The sequence below is a fragment of the Streptomyces solicavernae genome (genome assembly GCF_029968095.1).
In the GTDB taxonomy this organism is placed as follows: Bacteria; Actinomycetota; Actinomycetes; order Streptomycetales; family Streptomycetaceae; genus Streptomyces; species Streptomyces solicavernae.
Genome location: NZ_JASCIR010000010.1, coordinates 63,555 through 80,698, shown reverse-complemented (window position 1 = coordinate 80,698; position 17,144 = coordinate 63,555). Strand labels below are relative to the sequence as shown.

General features: G+C 70.5%; 13 protein-coding genes. 3 read left to right on the top strand and 10 right to left on the bottom strand.

Features of this window, described 5'->3' with window-relative positions; genetic code table 11:
* Nucleotides 1–112: 112 nt before the first annotated feature.
* The 7 genes from gap to QIS99_RS14370 all read right to left on the bottom strand — a co-directional run bounded on the left by gap (nt 113) and on the right by QIS99_RS14370 (nt 8,514).
* Nucleotides 113–1,120: a type I glyceraldehyde-3-phosphate dehydrogenase gene (gap, locus tag QIS99_RS14400; protein WP_282513680.1), complete on the bottom strand. Its 1,008-nt coding sequence runs from the start codon at nt 1,118–1,120 to the stop codon at nt 113–115.
* A 611-nt stretch (nt 1,121–1,731) separates the two neighbouring features.
* Nucleotides 1,732–2,721: a DNA-binding protein WhiA gene (gene whiA / locus QIS99_RS14395; RefSeq protein WP_282513679.1), complete on the bottom strand. Its 990-nt coding sequence runs from the start codon at nt 2,719–2,721 to the stop codon at nt 1,732–1,734.
* Entirely contained in the window at nt 2,712–3,728 is a 1,017-nt protein-coding gene (locus QIS99_RS14390; protein ID WP_282513678.1) for a gluconeogenesis factor YvcK family protein, read from the bottom strand. Before QIS99_RS14390 ends, whiA begins: the two co-directional genes overlap by 10 nt.
* A 17-nt stretch (nt 3,729–3,745) precedes the next feature.
* Entirely contained in the window at nt 3,746–4,675 is a 930-nt protein-coding gene (gene rapZ, locus QIS99_RS14385) for an RNase adapter RapZ (RefSeq protein WP_282513676.1), read from the bottom strand.
* A complete protein-coding gene (gene uvrC, locus QIS99_RS14380) occupies nt 4,672–6,813 on the bottom strand; it encodes an excinuclease ABC subunit UvrC (RefSeq protein ID WP_282513675.1) in 2,142 nt (713 codons plus the stop codon). The genes rapZ and uvrC overlap by 4 nt, the downstream gene beginning before the upstream one ends.
* Before the next feature lie 127 nt (nt 6,814–6,940).
* Nucleotides 6,941–7,882, bottom strand: coding sequence for a hypothetical protein (locus tag QIS99_RS14375; protein WP_282513674.1), 942 nt, complete (start codon nt 7,880–7,882; stop codon nt 6,941–6,943).
* Nucleotides 7,883–7,887: 5 nt separating this feature from the next.
* The gene (locus tag QIS99_RS14370) at nt 7,888–8,514 is read right to left on the bottom strand and encodes a papain-like cysteine protease family protein (protein WP_282513673.1); all 627 of its coding nucleotides are present in this window, start codon (nt 8,512–8,514) and stop codon (nt 7,888–7,890) included.
* 229 nt (nt 8,515–8,743) lie between these two features.
* Between QIS99_RS14370 and QIS99_RS14365 the strand changes: the two genes are divergently transcribed.
* Nucleotides 8,744–9,679: a hypothetical protein gene (locus QIS99_RS14365; RefSeq protein WP_282513672.1), complete on the top strand. Its 936-nt coding sequence runs from the start codon at nt 8,744–8,746 to the stop codon at nt 9,677–9,679.
* 16 nt (nt 9,680–9,695) lie between these two features.
* Here the strand turns inward: QIS99_RS14365 and QIS99_RS14360 are convergent, their stop codons facing one another.
* From QIS99_RS14360 to uvrA, 3 genes are all read right to left on the bottom strand, one after another.
* Entirely contained in the window at nt 9,696–10,124 is a 429-nt protein-coding gene (locus QIS99_RS14360; RefSeq protein WP_282513671.1) for a Rieske (2Fe-2S) protein, read from the bottom strand.
* Between the two features lie 102 nt (nt 10,125–10,226).
* Nucleotides 10,227–11,993, bottom strand: coding sequence for an alpha/beta hydrolase (locus QIS99_RS14355; RefSeq protein WP_282513670.1), 1,767 nt, complete (start codon nt 11,991–11,993; stop codon nt 10,227–10,229).
* A gap of 247 nt (nt 11,994–12,240) precedes the next feature.
* Nucleotides 12,241–15,306: an excinuclease ABC subunit UvrA gene (uvrA, locus tag QIS99_RS14350; protein ID WP_282513669.1), complete on the bottom strand. Its 3,066-nt coding sequence runs from the start codon at nt 15,304–15,306 to the stop codon at nt 12,241–12,243.
* 223 nt (nt 15,307–15,529) lie between these two features.
* On the opposite strand from uvrA, the gene QIS99_RS14345 reads away from it, so the two are divergent.
* Entirely contained in the window at nt 15,530–16,216 is a 687-nt protein-coding gene (locus tag QIS99_RS14345) for a maleylpyruvate isomerase family mycothiol-dependent enzyme (RefSeq protein ID WP_282513668.1), read from the top strand.
* A gap of 22 nt (nt 16,217–16,238) precedes the next feature.
* Nucleotides 16,239–16,895 carry an MBL fold metallo-hydrolase gene (locus QIS99_RS14340; protein ID WP_282513667.1) on the top strand — a complete coding sequence of 219 codons (657 nt, stop codon included), beginning with the start codon at nt 16,239–16,241 and terminating at the stop codon, nt 16,893–16,895.
* The last annotated feature ends 249 nt before the right edge of the window (nt 16,896–17,144 follow it).

Here is a 17,144-nt window from a genome sequence, read left to right as displayed (position 1 = left end):
AGGGACTCCTTGAAAGCTTCCGAGCAACAGCTACGGGGCCCGGGACCGCGCGAGATCGCGCTGCCCGAGCCCCGTAGCTCACATCGAATTGCCTGTCCGAATCAAATCCGGGTCAGAGCTGGCCGCCGACGAAGGTGGTGAGGTCGACCAGACGGTTCGAGTAACCCCACTCGTTGTCGTACCAGCCGAGGATCTTCACCGTCTTGCCCTCCTGGACCATGGTCAGGGAGGAGTCGAAGGTGCAGGAAGCCGGGTCGCTGACGATGTCCGAGGACACGATCGGGTCCTCGGTGTAGTACAGGAAGCCCTTGAGCTCGCCGTCCGCGGCCTTCTTGAACGCGGCGTTGACCTCGTCCTTGGTGACCTCGCGGGAGAGCTCGACGACCAGGTCCGTGGCGGAGCCGGTGGGGACCGGGACGCGCATGGCGATGCCGTCCAGCTTGCCCTTGAGCTGCGGCAGAACGAGGGCGGTGGCCTTCGCGGCGCCGGTGGTCGTCGGGATGATGTTCTCCGCGGCGGCACGGGCGCGGCGCAGGTCCTTGTGCGGGAAGTCCAGGATGCGCTGGTCGTTGGTGTACGCGTGCACGGTCGTCATCAGGCCCTTGACGATGCCGAAGTTCTCGTCGAGAACCTTGGCCATCGGCGCCACGCAGTTGGTGGTGCAGGAGGCGTTGGAGATGACGTCGTGCTGCGCGGCGTCGTACTTGTCCTGGTTGACGCCCATCACGATGGTGATGTCCTCGTCCTTGGCCGGAGCCGAGATCAGGACCTTCTTGGCGCCACCGGCGAGGTGCTTCGCGGCGTCTTCCTTCTTCGTGAAGATGCCGGTCGACTCGATGACGATGTCGACGCCCAGGTCGCCCCAGGGGATGTCGGCGGGGTTGCGCTCGGACAGCACCTTGATGGTGTGCCCGTCGACGGTGATGGTGTCCTCGGTGTGGGTGACCTCGGCCTTGAGGCGTCCCAGGATGGTGTCGTACTTCAGCAGGTGGGCGGTGGCCGCGGTGTCACCCAGGTCGTTGACGGCAACGACCTCGATGTCCGCCCCCTGCTCCAGGAGCGCCCGGAAGTAGTTGCGGCCGATGCGACCGAAGCCATTGATGCCTACGCGGATCGTCACGAACCGATCTCCTCGTTGGTACGCCGGTCTGTGCGCCGGCGAGCTGAATGGGATGTCCCCGACCGCCTCCGACCCTACCTCTCCTGAGACGTTCGAGTGACATCGAGACGGTCCGTACGAGTTGCGTCGGCGCGCACCGTGTTTGCGGATACGGGGCCTTGTTCGTCACTCAGCGTCAGCAGGGTGGGGAAGCAAGCGCTTGGCCCATCAGACGGGCGCAAGCGCCCTCATTTGAGTGCCCGCCGAGGCCGCCTCCGACACCTCCGCTGTCACGCCCCGTGACGACCGGGCGGGGCCTGCGAAAGTCGCCTCCGCGGCTCCGGAGGGCCCCGTTCCGAGGGTGATTCGGAGGGTGCCTCCGCAGGGTCGGCGGATCGCTTTGAGCGCCAGGGCGCTCGTTTGTCAATGTGGCGCCGGCAACATCGAGTGACACCGCGTGCCGGCAAAATCGTGCGGCCGCGGACGGCGATCCGCTCAGGTTGTGAGACGCGAGCCGCCTCGGCGGACGACGCGGCCGGGACCCGAGTTCCGCGTGGAGCGCGCAAAAGCCGTCGGTGTCCGGATCTCTCCGGACACCGACGGCTTTTGTGTGCGACGGGTCAGCGGGCCGGTCAGCCGACGAGGTTGTCGGCCATCTCCTCCGTCAGGTTCGACTCCGTACCCGGAATGCCGAGGTCCTGCGCGCGCTTGTCGGCCATCGCGAGCAGGCGGCGGATGCGGCCCGCGACCGCGTCCTTGGTCAGCGGCGGGTCGGCGAGCGCGCCCAGCTCCTCCAGGGAGGCCTGCTTGTGCTCCATGCGCAGCCGTCCGGCGGCCGCGAGGTGCTCCGGCACCTCGTCGCCCAGGATCTCCAGGGCGCGCTGCACGCGGGCGCCCGCGGCGACCGCGGCGCGGGCCGAGCGGCGCAGGTTGGCGTCGTCGAAGTTGGCCAGGCGGTTGGCGGTGGCCCGGACCTCGCGGCGCATCCGCCGCTCCTCCCAGGCGAGCACCGACTCATGGGCGCCGAGCCGGGTCAGCAGGGCGCCGATCGCGTCACCGTCACGGACGACGACGCGGTCCACGCCGCGCACCTCGCGGGCCTTCGCTGCGATGGACAGCCGGCGGGCCGCGCCGACCAGCGCGAGCGCCGCCTCGGGCCCCGGGCAGGTCACCTCCAGGGAGGAGGAACGGCCCGGCTCGGTCAGCGAGCCGTGTGCCAGGAACGCACCGCGCCACGCCGCCTCCGCGTCACAGGTGGCACCCGAGACGACCTGCGGGGGCAGACCGCGGATCGGGCGGCCGCGGCCGTCCACCAGGCCGGTCTGGCGCGCCAGTTGATCGCCGCCGGCCACCACGCGTACGACATAGCGGGAGCCGCGGCGCAGTCCGCCGGCGGCCATCACCATGAGCTCCGAGCCGTGCCCGAAGATCTCCAGGATGTCCTTCTTGAGCCGCCGGGCCGCCATCGCGGTGTCCAGCTCCGCCTCGATCACGATGCGGCCGCTGACCAGGTGAAGGCCGCCCGCGAACCGAAGAATCGCCGAGACCTCTGACTTCCTGCAGCAGGTCCGGGTGACGGGGAGCCGGGAGATCTCGTCCTTCACCGCTGCCGTCATCGCCATGGGCCGATCCTTCCATGCATCCGAAAAATACGGTCGTACGCGGCGGCCAGGAGCTCCGGATCGTGCTTCGGAGAACCGACGGCCTCGGCCACCGGCGCCAGCTCGACCGCCGCCCCCAGACGCTTGGCGGCGTCGGTGAGGCTGTCGCTGTCGGGCACGGCGGCCTCGTCGGCCAGCACCACGTCCAGGGCGAGTTTAGGGGCGTGTCGTCCCAAAACCTCCAAATGACGCTGCGGGGAGAAACCTTCGGTTTCCCCTGGCTGGGGCGCGAGGTTGAGCGAGAGGACCTTGCGGGCCTTGGTCTCGGTGAGCGCCTCAAGGAGCTCGGGCACCAGCAGGTGCGGGATCACCGAGGAGAACCAGGAGCCGGGCCCGAGGACCACCCAGTCCGCGTCCAGGACCGCGGCGACGGCCTCGGGCACGGCGGGCGGGTCGTGCGGGACCAGGTGCACGGACTGCACCTCGCCGCGCGTGAGCGCGACGTTGGCCTGCCCGCGGACCGTGCCCACCTCGTCCGCGCGCTCCGGGTCGTGCCCCTTGACCAGCGCCTGCAGTTCGAGCGGCACGGCGGACATGGGCAGCACCCGGCCGTGCGCGCCGAGCAGCTTGCCGACCAGGTCGAGCGCCTGGACGTGGTCGCCCAGCTGCTCCCAGAGGGCGACGATCAGCAGGTTGCCGACCGCGTGCTCGTGCAGCTCGCCCTGGGACTGGAAGCGGTGCTGGATGACGCGGGCCCAGGTCTGGCCCCAGTCGTCGTCCCCGCAGAGCGCGGCGAGGGCCTTGCGCAGGTCGCCGGGCGGGAGCACGCCCAGCTCGTCGCGGAGGCGGCCGCTGGAGCCGCCGTCGTCGGCGACGGTGACCACGGCCGTCAGGTCGCCGGTGATCCGGCGCAGCGCGGCGAGCGAGGCGGACAGGCCCATGCCGCCGCCGAGCGCGACGACCTTGGGCTGGGCCGAGCGCCTGCGGCTGAGGCGGGTGAGCCGGGCCCGGCGGGGCTGAGGACTCACCCGGCGGGGCTGGGACGTCACTCGCGCCCCATGTCCCGGTGGACGACGACGGTCTCCACGCCCTCGGTGGCGAGGCGCGCGGCGAGCTTCTCCGACATGGCGACGGAGCGGTGCTTGCCGCCCGTACAGCCCACGGCGATGGTGACGTACCGCTTGCCCTCGCGGCGGTAGCCCGTCGCGATCAGCTGGAGCAGTTCCGTGTACCGGTCGAGGAACTCCTTGGCGCCGGGCTGGTTGAAGACGTAACCCGAGACCTCTTCGTTCAGACCGGTGTACGGGCGCAGCTCCGGGACCCAGTGCGGGTTGGGCAGGAAGCGGCAGTCCACGACCAGGTCGGCGTCGACCGGCAGGCCGTACTTGTACCCGAACGACATGACGGTGGCCCGCAGTTCGGGCTCCTCGTCGCCGGCGAACTGGGCGTCCATCTTGGCGCGCAGCTCGTGGACGTTCAGGCTGGAGGTGTCGATCACGAGGTCGGCGTCGCCGCGCAGCTCGCGCAGGAGGTCGCGCTCGGCGGCGATGCCGTCGGTGATGCGGCCGTCGCCCTGCAGCGGGTGCGGGCGGCGCACGGACTCGAAGCGGCGCACCAGGGCGTCGTCGGAGGACTCAAGGAAGACGATCCGCCGGGTGACGTTCTTGGCCTCCAGGTCCGACAGCGACTGGCGCAGGTTGTCGAAGAAGCGGCGGCCGCGCACGTCCACGACGACCGCGATGCGCGCCACGTTGCCCTGCGAGCGGGCGCCGAGCTCCACCATGGTGGGGATCAGCGCGGGCGGCAGGTTGTCGACCACGAACCAGCCGAGGTCCTCCAGGCACTTGGCCGCCGTGGAGCGGCCGGCGCCGGACATCCCGGAGATGATCACCAACTCGGGGATGGCCTCCGCGGCGGGCTCGATGGTGCCCGTTCCCGTACTCACCTGTGCTCCGTCTTCTTCGCGCTCTGTCATGTGTCCTGCCCCCGTCTCTCCACGGCACCCGCCGGTGCCTGTGCGGCCTCCGCCGTCACGGGTGCCTCTTCTTCAATGATCTCTCCGGTCGCCGTGTTCACCGCCGGGGCGGCCGGGGCCGCCTCGGCGAGGGCCGCGGCGATCGTCCCGGCCGTCTTGCGGCCTATCCCGGGGACCTCGCAGATCTGCTCAATTGTGGCGGATCGCAGTTTCTTCACGGAACCGAAGTGTTTGATGAGCGCCTGTTTACGCGTCTCTCCCAGGCCGGGCACCGCGTCGAGCGGCCCCGCCCGGAACCTCTTGGCCCGCTTCTTTCGCTGATAGGCGATCGCGAAACGGTGCGCCTCGTCTCGTACCCGCTGGAGGAGGTAGAGGCCCTCGCTGGAGCGGGGCAGGACCACCGGGTCGTCCTCGTCCGGCAGCCACACCTCCTCCAGGCGCTTGGCGAGCCCGCACACCGCGACGTCGTCGATGCCCAGCTCGTCCATGGCCCGCTTGGCGGCCGCGACCTGCGGCTTTCCGCCGTCCACGACGACGAGCTGCGGCGGGTACGCGAACCTCTTGGGGCGGCCGTCCTCCTCGGTGAGCGCGTTCTCGCCGTTGAGGGAGTTCTCGCCGTCGAGGGGGTTCTCGCCGTTGAGGGGGTTCTCGCCGTCGAGGGCGTCCTCGGGCGTCTCGCCCGGCGCCTCCTCGGCCCACTCGCCGGTCTTCTCCTTCTCGGCGATGTACCGCTTGAAGCGGCGGGCGATCACTTCGTGCATCGAGCGGACGTCGTCCTGGCCCTCGCCGTGCCACACCTGGGTGTCGCCGATGCGGCCCTTGACCTGGAAGCGGCGGTACTCGCTCTTGCGGGCCAGGCCGTCCTCGAAGACCACCATGGACGCGACGACGTCGTCCCCCTGGAGGTGCGAGATGTCGAAGCACTCGATGCGCAGCGGGGCGCTGTCCAGGCCGAGGGCGGCGGCGATCTCCTCCAGGGCGCGGGAGCGGGTCGTCAGGTCGGAGGCGCGCTTCGTCTTGTGCAGGACGAGGGACTGCTGTGCGTTGCGCTGAACCGTCTCCATCAGTGCGCGTTTGTCGCCGCGCTGCGGCACGCGCAGGCCGACGTTGCTGCCGCGCCGCTCGGCCAGCCACGCCTGCACGGGCGCGACCGGTTCGGGCAGGGCGGGGACCAGCACCTCCTTGGGTACGGCGTCACCGCTCTCCTCGCCGTACAGCTGCTGCACCGCGTGCTCGACCAGGTCACCCGTGGTGACGGCTTCGACCTTGTCGGTGACCCAGCCTCGCTGGCCGCGGACCCGGCCGCCGCGCACGTGGAAGATCTGCACCGCCGCCTCCAGCTCGTCCTCGGCGAGGGCGATGAGGTCGGCGTCGGTGTCGTCGGCGAGGACGACGGCGCTCTTCTCCATGGCGCGCCGGAGGGCCTCGATGTCGTCGCGCAGGCGGGCCGCCCGCTCGTACTCCATCTCCTCGGCCGCGGCGCCCATCTCCTTCTCCAGGCGGCGGAGGTACGCGCCTGTGCGGCCCGCCATGAAGTCACAGAAGTCCTCGGCCAGTTCACGGTGGTCCTCGGCGGTGATCCGGCCCACACAGGGCGCCGAGCACTTGCCGATGTAGCCGAGCAGGCAGGGGCGGCCGGTGCGGGCGGCGTTCTTGAAGACCCCGGCCGAACATGTGCGCACCGGGAAGACGCGCAGCATCAGGTCGACCGTCTCGCGGATGGCCCACGCGTGTCCGTACGGGCCGAAGTAGCGCACGCCCTTCTTCTTGGCGCCGCGCATGACCTGCACGCGCGGATAGTCCTCGTTGAGGGTGACCGCGAGGTACGGGTAGCTCTTGTCGTCGCGGTACTTCACGTTGAACCGCGGGTCGAACTCCTTGATCCAGGTGTATTCCAGCTGCAGCGCCTCGACCTCGGTGGTCACGACCGTCCACTCGACGGAGGCGGCGGTCGTGACCATCGAGCGGGTGCGGGGGTGCAGACTCGCCAGGTCCTGGAAGTAGTTGGCGAGCCGTTGGCGCAGGCTCTTGGCCTTCCCGACGTAGATCACCCGGCGGTGCTCGTCGCGGAATTTGTAGACCCCCGGGGAGTCGGGGATCTGTCCCGGCTTGGGGCGGTAGGTGGAGGGGTCAGCCATGACTCTCACCCTACTGGCGGGCACCGACAGCCGGGGCCGGGCGCCGCGATGCCGCCCACGGGTGTGGGCGGCATCGCGTGGGGGGGTGGCGGATCGTGCTGGTCCTGCGTGCGGCCGTGTGCGGCCGTCAGGCGGTGTCGGCTGCCTGACGGCGAGTGCGGACGGTGCGTACGACGGCCAGGCCGAGGCCTGCGCAGGCCCCGAGGCCCGCGGCGGTGGCGGCCACGGCCAGGGCGGGGCCGGAGGCCTCCTCGGACTGGGGCTGCGCGCCCGCGGCGGCCTCGGACTGGGGCTGCGCGCCCGCCGCGGCCTCGGACTGGGGCTGCGCGCCCGCCGCGGCCTCGGACTGGGGCTGCGCGCCCGCCGCGGCCTCGGGCTGCGGTGCGGCCGCCTCGTGCTGCGCTGCGTAGCCGCCCGCCTTGCCCGACTTCGCGTACGGGGAGCCGGGCAGCTTGTCGCCGTACGCCCGCTCAACTCGGTCGCGGTAGGCGGACAGTGAGGTTCCGTCGGCGCCGATCGCGTGGGTGGCGTCCTGGTCGAGGGGCAGCACGCGCGCGTGGTGCGTGACGTACCAGGCGTTGATCTGCGGCTCGTGGAAGACGGTGCCTCCGGGGAGCTTTTCGGCGCCCACGCGCGCGTAGTGCGTCTCGTCGTCCCCGGTGGCGATGTTCACCACCTGCCAGGTGCCGCCCTGTTCCACCGTCCACAGGGAGGCCTCCTGCCCGTCGGACGAGACGGCCTTGCTGGCCAGGAACTCCAGGCGGGCGACCGGGGCGCCCTGCTCTCCGGCGACAAAATCCGGCGCCAAGTAGTACACCGGCACCGCCTCGCCCTGGATGCGGGGTTCGGCCGCACGCGCGGTGACGTTTCCCTCACGGGCGAAGAAGCGGGACAGCGTCGCCCTGGTGCCGGGCGCCTCTGCCGCCTTGTGGGCGGCCGCACGCGCGGCGGCGGACGGGGCGTCGTCCCGGTCGGGCGTCGCGGCGACGGCGTGCGGGGCACCGAGTCCGAGCAGCAGCGCGGCCGCCGTACCGGCGAGCACGGCCCTCAGGGGTATGGGTCGGCTCATCGCGCTCACGCCCCGATCCGGTAGAGCGAGTGGGTCCAGGAGAAGGTGCCGTTGTTCACGTACCAGGCGTGCGATGCCCAGTTGTAGCGGTCGCTGGAGGGCCAGGGGTCGCCCCAGTAGACCCAGCTGTTCGTGTCGTCGTAGCCGTACACGACGTGCATGTGGCCGCCGCCGTTGGACCACTGGATGCGGGTCTCCACGGGGCGTCCCGCGTTGACCTCGCTCTGCACCGTGGGGTAGCGCAGCCAGCCCCTGACGTACGAGCCGGGGTTGACGCCCATCCAGCGCAGGGCGGTCTGCACATGGCCGAGTGTGGCCTGGTTGTTGGGGCAGTCCGACCCCTGCCGGCGGTTGAAGGCGGCGTTGCAGAACTGGTTCTGCGAGTAGTTCTCGCCCAGGTAGGAGGCGATGGTGTTCCCGGCCGCCGCCCAGCACCAGTTGGACTTCTGCTGTGCCTGCATCGTGATGTCGAGGCGTTGCGCGGCGAGCGTCGAGACGTCCCCGGCCGGGGACGCGGCGCGGGTTCGGGTGTCGGTGGGCGTGGTGGGGCCGGCGTGGGCCGTGGGGGCGGTGAGGACGGCCGTCGCCGCGATCGCCGCGGCGGCGAGCAGCCGTCTCTTTCGGTTGCGCATTGCGTTCCTCCCGGAGCAGGGGTGGGGAGTGGAGGAGCGCGTCCGGACGCTGTGCAGGAGCATCAGGTGTTGTCCGGAGCAGGTCAACCCGCTTCAATGCGGGGTGGCACGGGACGTGAACGGGGGCGTACGGATGTGAACACGTCCCCCGCGCCGACCAGGCCGCGAGCCCCCGAGCGGGCGCTGGGGCCGCACGGTCGGCGTGAACGTTCACAAGGAGGGGTGCCTCATGCGAAGCGCCGGCGAGAACAACCCGGAGACGGCCGAGTTGGCGTCCGCCCTGCGCAGCGGCCCGTTCCACGTCGCCCTGCGCGCGGCGATCAGCGTCCGCGGGCTGCCCCTGCACCGGGTGCGGCACCATCTGGCCGGCAAGGGTGTGAACGTCGGCGTGACCAGCCTGAGTTACTGGCAGCAGGGCGCTCGCAGACCGCAGCGGCCCGAGTCGCTGCGCGCGGTCCGCGCCCTGGAGGAGGTGCTGCGGCTCCCCGAGGAGTCCCTGCTGAGGCTGCTCGACCTGAACTCCGCCACAGAACGGCCGCCGAACCGCTCGTACCGTTCACTCCTCGATGTCGCCGGTGTGATCGAAACGCTCCTCGGCGACCTCGGGGCGCCCCTCGACGGCGGGCTGCACACGGTCGGCCACCAGGAACGGGTGCGGATCGGCGCGCGGCGGGAGCTGCTCGGCCGCGATTCACAGCACATAGTGCGCGCCCACAGGGACGAGGGGGACCGCTATGTGGCCATCCACCATGGTGACCCGGGGTGCGCGCCGGACCGGGTGACGGTCAGGGCGATCGAGAACTGCCGTACGGGGAGGGTGCGTTGGCATCGGGCGTCGGGGATCCTGGTCGCCGAGCTGCTCTTCGACCACCGGCTGCGGACCGGTGACACCCATCTGTTCCACTACGCCTTCGAGGACGGCACGGCGGGCCCGAGCAGCGAGTACGTCCGTGGCTTCAGCTTCACGGGCGGGCAGTACGCGCTGCAGGTCCGGTTCCATCCGAAGGCGCTGCCGGTGCGCTGCCACCGCTTCGCCCAGCAGTCGTCGGCGGCCCGGCGCAGCGGCGTGGAGAACCTCACCCTGAGCGGCCGGCACCGGTTCGTGCACCTGGTGGAGCCGGAGGTGCGGGTGGGGTTGCTGGGGATCGGGTGGGACTGGGAGTGAGCGCCCGGAGTGCGCCTCAGGCTTCTGGGCCGGCGATCAGCTTGCCGTTCTCGGTGCGCACCGCGACCTTGGGCAGCGGCACGGTGGCAGGGCCCTTGATCGCCTTGCCGGTGTGGATGTCGAACCTGCTGCCGTGGCAGGGGCAGTTGCCCTCGTCCTTCTCGATCTTGTCGAGGGCGCAGCCGGCGTGGGTGCACTGGGCGCTGAACGCCTTGTACTCGCCGTCGGCGGAGCGCGTGACGAGGAGTCGCTGCTCGCGGTAGAGCTTCACGCCCCCGACCGGCACCGCCTCCGCGTCGCCGAGGTCGACGGGCGCGGTGGGTGTGGGGTTCCTGGCGTGCCCAACCTTGGACTCCGTCGAACAGGCCGCGACGCCCAGGCCGGCCGTACCCGCGAGGGCGGCGCCTTTCAGGACGGTACGACGGGCAGCGGCCTTGCCGGACATGGAGTCTCCACTGGTCAGGGGGGCGGTGACGCACCCGACGATACCGGCGCAGATCAGTACGGTGACGGGCGGGTCGGACGCTGGCCGACAGGACCCTACGGGTCAGTACGGGGACGTCCGGGCCTCCAGGAACTCGCGCAGCCGCTCGGTGTCCCGCTCCTGCCAGCCCTCGGGCGGCAGCACGGCCGCCCAGCCGTCGACGGATCCGGCCCCGTAGCGGTGGCCGTGCGGCGCCTCCACCCCGTACGAGACTGCCATGTCGACGGTGGTCTGCCAGAAGCCCACGAACGGGAACCAGTCGATCGCCGGGGTGATGTCCGGTCCGAGGGGCTGGTCCAGCCACTCGGGGCGTTCGAGGAGCAGGTCGGGCGACCACCAGACGACCGGGTCGGACGCGTTCTGCAGATAGACCACGCGCGGGTGGCCCCAGTCGGCGGGCGGGCGCCGCAGGTCCTTCTCCGGGAACTGTGCGAAGCGCACATTCCGACCGTCCTCGAACTGTGGCCGCCACACAGGGCTGCCTTCGTCGCGTCGGGCGCGGAGCTCCTCGGACACGGGCGAGAAGTGGGGTGCGCCCATGAGCAGCGCCCCGTCGGTGCCGGCGAGGAGGGCGTCGACGCTGCCGAAGGAGTCCTCGATGGCGTACGCGCCGAGGCTCTCGCCGGTGACGGCCAGCGCGGGCCGCCGCTCCTCGGGCAGCGCGTCGAGCTCTTCCCGTACGGCCTCGACGAGCGCGCGCGTGGACTGCCCGGCCTTCTCCTTGTCGACCAGGAAGGAGACCCAGCTCGGCAGGTACGAGTACTGCACGGCGACGATGGCCGTGTCACCGCCGTACATGTACTCCAGGGACTCGGCCACCGTTGCGTCGATCCAGCCGGATCCGGTGGTTCCGGCGATGGCGAGCACCTCGCGGTCGAAGGCCCCGGTCCGTTTCAACTCCCGTACGGCCAAGTCGGCTTGGGCCTCGAAGGGCTCACTCTCGTCCGTGCTGAAGGCCTCGGGTGCGGAGGAGCTGACGTAGACGCGCACCGGGCTCTTCGCGGGCTTCCCGGTGTACGCGGAGATGCGGGCGGCGCTGAGGGTGGATCCGGTGAAGTTCCGTCCCTGGAATCCGAGGTCCTGCCAGCGGATGAGGGAGGCGGGGCCGCCGGAGACGTAGCGGGAGGTGGGGCGGTGAATGCCGTCCTTGGTACCGAAGTTGGTGGCCTTGGCGATGCGGTCGGCGACGTCGATGACGCCGCGGTCGTAGACGACGTCGCGGATGCCGACGGTGACGAGCATGGTGCTGATCAGCAGACCGAGGCCGACGGCTGCGGGTCTGGGGAGCAGCCGGCCGAGGCCGTGGATGAGGCGGCTGGAGCCGAGGCGGATGAGGCGGGCGAGGCAGAGGAGGAGCAGGGTGATCGCCACGGCCATCAGCGCGATCATCGGGGTGTGCCAGGTGAGGGCGGGCGGCAGGCCTTGGAGGGCGCGCAGTTCGCGTTGCAGCTGCGCGCTCTGGGAGATCAGCCAGCCGGCGAGTAAGGGGCTGAGCACCCAGTAGGCCTGCCAGCAGCGGACGCGGGCGCGCTCGCTCGGCCGTCGGCGGACGAGGGCGCGGAACAGGGTGCTGAGGGTGGCGCCGACGGCGTATCCGATGGCTGCGGTGATGCCGCCGATGACGCCTTGCAGATACCAGGGCCGGGGGACGAGCGAGGGGGTCAGGGAGAGCCAGAAGAAGACGGTGGCGACGCAGGTGGCGGCGAGGTCGGGCCAGCGGCGCACGAGGCGGGACTCGTCGGGGCGGTCCTTGATGGGGTGCCGGGCGAAGGCGGCGATTCCTCTTGCGGCCCTCATGGCTCGGTCGGACTGTCTCGCCAGGGTGCGCATGGGTCCACGTTAAGGGGCTTCTGCTCCAACTGCCCTGTGATTATGGCCAGTTGGCGAGCTGGCGGGGAGCGGCGTCCTTGCCGGGGGGGGAGGCCGTGGGCTGTGTGACATGACCGGTGCGACGTGACCGGTGTGACGTGGGCCGTTGGGTCGTGGGCCGTTGGGTCGTTGGCCCTTGCCGTCGTCCGGGGCTCGCCGGACGGGCTCGTACTGCTGGTGTCGAGCCCGTCCGACGGGGTGGCCGCTGTCAGGCCTTACGCGTGCGTGCCCCCTTCTTGGCCGGGGCCGGGGCCGAGGCCGGGGCGGTGGCCTTGGCCGTCTTCTTGGCCGCGGCCTTCGCGGTCCCGGTCTTCGCGGTGTTGGTTCTCGCCGTGACGGTCTTCTTGGCGGGGGCCTTGGCCGCCACCGTGTTGTTCACGGCCTTCTTCGTGGTGCGCTGACGGGCCGGGGGCACCGTGGCGTCGCTGACCCGATCGGCCCCCAGAGTGTCCCGCAGGAACTTGCCGGTGTGGCTGGCCGGGATGGCCGCCACCTCCTCGGGGGTGCCTTCGGCGATGACGAGGCCGCCGCCGCTGCCGCCTTCGGGGCCCATGTCCACGACCCAGTCGGCGGTCTTGATCACGTCGAGGTTGTGCTCGATGACGATGACCGTGTTGCCCTTGTCGACCAGGCCGGACAGGACGTTGATCAGCTTGCTGATGTCGTCGAAGTGCAGGCCGGTGGTGGGCTCGTCCAGGACGTACACCGTACGGCCGGTGGAGCGCTTCTGGAGTTCGCTGGCGAGTTTGACGCGCTGCGCCTCACCACCGGACAGCGTGGGCGCGGACTGACCCAACCGCACGTATCCCAGGCCGACTTCGCTGAGCGTCTTGAGGTGGCGGGCGATCGTCGGGACGGCCTCGAAGAAGCCGAGCGCCTCCTCGATGGGCATGTCCAGGACCTCGGCGATGGACTTGCCCTTGTAGTGCACTTCCAGGGTCTCGCGGTTGTACCGCGCGCCGTGGCAGACCTCGCACGGCACGTACACGTCCGGCAGGAAGTTCATCTCGATCTTGATGGTGCCGTCGCCCGAGCAGTTCTCGCAGCGGCCGCCCTTGACGTTGAACGAGAAGCGTCCCGGCATGTATCCGCGGACCTTCGCCTCGGTGGTCTCGGCGAACAGCTTCCGGACGTGGTCGAAGACCCCGGTGTACGTCGCCGGGTTGGAGCGCGGCGTACGGCCGATGGGCGACTGGTCTACGTGCACCACCTTGTCGACGAGGTCGTCGCCGTCCACGCGCGTGTGGCGGCCCGGGACGTTGCGGGCGCCGTTCAGCTCACGGGCGAGGTGGGTGTACAGGATGTCGTTGACCAGTGTCGACTTGCCGGAGCCGGAGACTCCGGTGACTGCTGTGAGGACGCCGAGCGGGAACGCCACGTCGATGTCCTGCAGGTTGTTCTCCCGGGCTCCGTGCACCGTGAGGCGGCGGACCGGGTCGGCGGGGCGGCGGATGTCGGGGACCGGGATGGCCTTCTTGCCCGCGAGGTACTTGCCGGTCATCGACTCGGCGTTCTTCAGCAGTCCCTTCAAGGGGCCGCTGTGGACGACCTTGCCGCCGTGCTCACCGGCGCCGGGGCCGATGTCGACCACCCAGTCGGCGACCTTGATCGTGTCTTCGTCGTGCTCGACGACGATCAGGGTGTTGCCCATGTCGCGCAGGCGGACCAGGGTCTCGATGAGCCGGTGGTTGTCCCGCTGGTGCAGGCCGATGGAGGGCTCGTCCAGGACGTAGAGCACGCCGACCAGGCCGGAGCCGATCTGGGTGGCGAGGCGGATGCGCTGGGCCTCACCACCGGAGAGGGTGCCTGCGGCGCGGTTCAGGGAGAGGTAGTCAAGGCCGACGTCGACCAGGAACCGCAGCCGTTCGTTGACCTCCTTGAGGACGCGCTCGGCGATCTTCTTGTCGCGCGCGTTGAGCTTCAGCTCGGCGAGGAAGTCCGCGCAGTCGGCGATCGACATGGCGGAGACCTCGGCGATGGACCTCCCCATCACGGTGACCGCGAGGACGATCGGCTTGAGGCGGGTGCCTTCACAGGTGGGGCACGGCACCTCGCGCATGTAGCCCTCGAAGCGCTCGCGGCTGGCGTCGCTCTCGGCCTCGCTGTGCCGCCGCTTCACGAACGGGACGGCGCCTTCGAAGGGCGTGGTGTAGACCCGCTCCCTGCCGTACCTGTTGCGGTAGCGGACCTCGATCTGGGTCTTGTGGCCGTTGAGGAGGGCCTTCTTCGCGCGCTGCGGAAGCGCTGCCCAGGGGGTGTCCGTGCTGAAGCTGAGGGCGTCGGCGAGGGCTCCGGTGAGGCGGCCGAAGTACTCCTTGGTGTGGCCGTGCGACCAGGGGTGGATGGCGCCTTCGTCGAGGGACTTGTCCTCGTCGGGCACGATCAGCTCGGGGTCGACCTCCATACGCGTGCCGATGCCGGTGCAGTCGGGGCAGGCGCCGAAGGGCGAGTTGAACGAGAAGGAGCGCGGTTCGAGCTCTTCGAAGGAGAGGTCGTCGTGCGGGCAGTAGAGGTGCTCGGAGTACATCCGCTCGCGCTCGGGGTCGTCCTCGGGGAGGTCGACGAAGTCGAGTACGACCATGCCGCCGGAGAGGCCGAGGGCGGTCTCCACGGAGTCGGTGAGGCGGCGCTTGGCGGAGTCCTTCACGGTGAGGCGGTCGACGACCACCTCGATGGTGTGCTTCTCCTGCTTCTTCAGCGTGGGCGGCTCGGAGAGCTGGATGGTCTGCCCGTCCACGCGCGCGCGGCTGTAGCCCTTGGTCTGGAGGTCGGCGAAGAGGTCGACGAACTCGCCCTTGCGCTCCCGCACGAGCGGCGAGAGCACCTGGAACCGGCTGCCTTCGGGCAGCTCCAGGACCTTGTCGACAATGGCCTGCGGCGACTGGCGCGCGATGGGGCGGCCGCACGCGGGACAGTGCGGCTTGCCGATGCGTGCGAAGAGCAGGCGCAGGTAGTCGTAGACCTCGGTGATGGTGCCGACCGTGGAGCGGGGGTTGCGCGAGGTCGACTTCTGGTCGATGGAGACGGCCGGGGAGAGGCCTTCGATGAAGTCGACGTCGGGTTTGTCCATCTGGCCGAGGAACTGGCGCGCGTACGAGGAGAGCGACTCCACATACCGGCGCTGGCCCTCGGCGAAGATCGTGTCGAACGCCAGCGAGGACTTACCGGAGCCGGACAGACCGGTGAAGACGATGAGGGAGTCACGCGGAAGGTCGAGCGAGACATTTTTCAGGTTGTGCTCGCGCGCGCCACGGACGATGAGACGGTCGGCCACGCCGGTCCGCACCTTTCACTAGAGAAGCGGGGGCGGGGCCCCCGTCTCAACAGACTATGGGGGCCGCCACAGCGAAGGACTGCACTGCTTGAAACTCCTCGGCACCGCTTCGCATTCCAACAGTCCAAGAGTGCCTGGACCCAGGCTATAGCACGCGCATTCGATTTACGGCCACGGTTCGGCACCTTCACCCGTACGAGTGGCTGGGACTATCGTCGGAGCCATGAGTGATCATGTGCGTGACCTGGCGACTCTGCGTGAAGCGACCGATCGGGTCCTGACCGCAGTCGGCAAACTGGACAACGCGGCGATCGCCGCACCGTCACGGCTTCCGGGCTGGACCCGCGGCCACGTCCTCGCCCACCTCTCCCGCAACGCGGACGCTCTGGTGAACGTCCTCGCCGGCCGTCCCATGTACGAGAGCGCCGCCGCCCGCGACGGCGACATCGAGCGGGGCGCCCCGCGGCCGCAGCCGGAGCAGCTGGCCGACCTGCGCGCGAGCGCGGACCGGTTCGAGCAGGAGGCCGCCGCCGACGCCGACTGGTCTCGGACCGTGGAGCTCCGCAACGGCGTCACCGAAAGCGCCGCGCGTGTGCCGTTCCGGCGGCTGATCGAGGTGGAGTTGCACCACGTCGACCTGGACATCGGCTACGAGCTGGAGGATCTGTCGGCGGACTTCACCGCGCGCGAGATCACGTTCCTCGCGGACCGCTTCTCCGGCAATGCCGCGGTGCCGCAGATCGCGATCACCGCCACCGACGGAGGTCAGTGGACCACCGGCCGCGCGGACGGCGACGTCGTCTCGGTGATCGGCCCGTCCGCCGACCTGCTCGGCTGGCTCGCCGGCCGCCGCGAGGGCGCCGGACTGGACTGCGACAGCGGCCTGCTGCCCGTCCTGCCCGCTCTGTAGAACGGCTCTGTAGGGTGAATCCATGACGTACAGCGGAGCGGTGAAGGTCGGTGGACCCGCGGACGTGCACGAGCTCGCGGACCTGATGATCTCCAAGATCGCCGTCGGCCCCATGAACAACAACGCGTACCTGCTGCGCTGCCGGACCACCGGCGAGCAGCTCCTGATCGACGCGGCCGCAGAAGCGCGCACGCTGCTCGACTTCATCGGCCCGAGCGGGATCGCCTCGGTGGTCACCACGCACCGGCACGGCGACCACTGGGGCGCCCTGCAGGAGGTCGTGGCGGCGACGGGCGCGCGCACGTACGCGGGGCGGTTCGACGTGGACGGCATCCCGGTGGCGACCGATGTGGCGGTCGAGGACGGCGACACGATCAAGGTGGGCCGCGTCGAGCTGACCGCCCGCCACCTGGTCGGCCACACGCCCGGCTCGATCGCCCTGGTCTACGACGACCCGCACGGTCACCCGCATGTGTTCACCGGCGACTGCCTGTTCCCGGGGGGTGTGGGGAACACGCACAACGACCCGAAAGCGTTCGCGAGCCTGCTCGACGACGTCGAGACCAAGATCTTCGGACAGCTCCCGGACGAGACCTGGGTCTACCCGGGCCACGGCAACGACACCACTGTGGGCGCCGAGCGGCCGCACCTTCCGGAGTGGCGCGAGCGCGGCTGGTAGCCCGCCGACCGAGCTCGACCGGCCCCGTCACGCATTGCCGTGACGGGGCCGCGTTCCGTTCCCGCCGTGTGACGGTCAGGGCATACGCGCGGGGCGGGTGTCCCCGCCCGGCACTGCCGTGTTCGCGTCCGACGCTCCCGTGCTCGCGCCCGACACTGCCGTGTTCGCGTCCGACACAGCCACCTGACAACCGCAAGCCCAGAGGCCCTTCCGGGAGCCGGGGGCGAGGCGTGCGCGCAGCTTGGACAA

Coding starts and splice junctions, on each gene's coding strand:
- whiA (WP_282513679.1), bottom strand. CDS start 2,721: ATGGCGATGACGGCAGCGGTGAAGGACGAGATCTCCCGGCTCCCCGTC.
- rapZ (WP_282513676.1), bottom strand. CDS start 4,675: ATGACAGAGCGCGAAGAAGACGGAGCACAGGTGAGTACGGGAACGGGC.
- uvrC (WP_282513675.1), bottom strand. CDS start 6,813: ATGGCTGACCCCTCCACCTACCGCCCCAAGCCGGGACAGATCCCCGAC.
- QIS99_RS14375 (WP_282513674.1), bottom strand. CDS start 7,882: ATGAGCCGACCCATACCCCTGAGGGCCGTGCTCGCCGGTACGGCGGCC.
- QIS99_RS14370 (WP_282513673.1), bottom strand. CDS start 8,514: ATGCGCAACCGAAAGAGACGGCTGCTCGCCGCCGCGGCGATCGCGGCG.
- QIS99_RS14365 (WP_282513672.1), top strand. CDS start 8,744: ATGCGAAGCGCCGGCGAGAACAACCCGGAGACGGCCGAGTTGGCGTCC.
- QIS99_RS14360 (WP_282513671.1), bottom strand. CDS start 10,124: ATGTCCGGCAAGGCCGCTGCCCGTCGTACCGTCCTGAAAGGCGCCGCC.
- QIS99_RS14355 (WP_282513670.1), bottom strand. CDS start 11,993: ATGCGCACCCTGGCGAGACAGTCCGACCGAGCCATGAGGGCCGCAAGA.
- QIS99_RS14345 (WP_282513668.1), top strand. CDS start 15,530: ATGAGTGATCATGTGCGTGACCTGGCGACTCTGCGTGAAGCGACCGAT.
- QIS99_RS14340 (WP_282513667.1), top strand. CDS start 16,239: ATGACGTACAGCGGAGCGGTGAAGGTCGGTGGACCCGCGGACGTGCAC.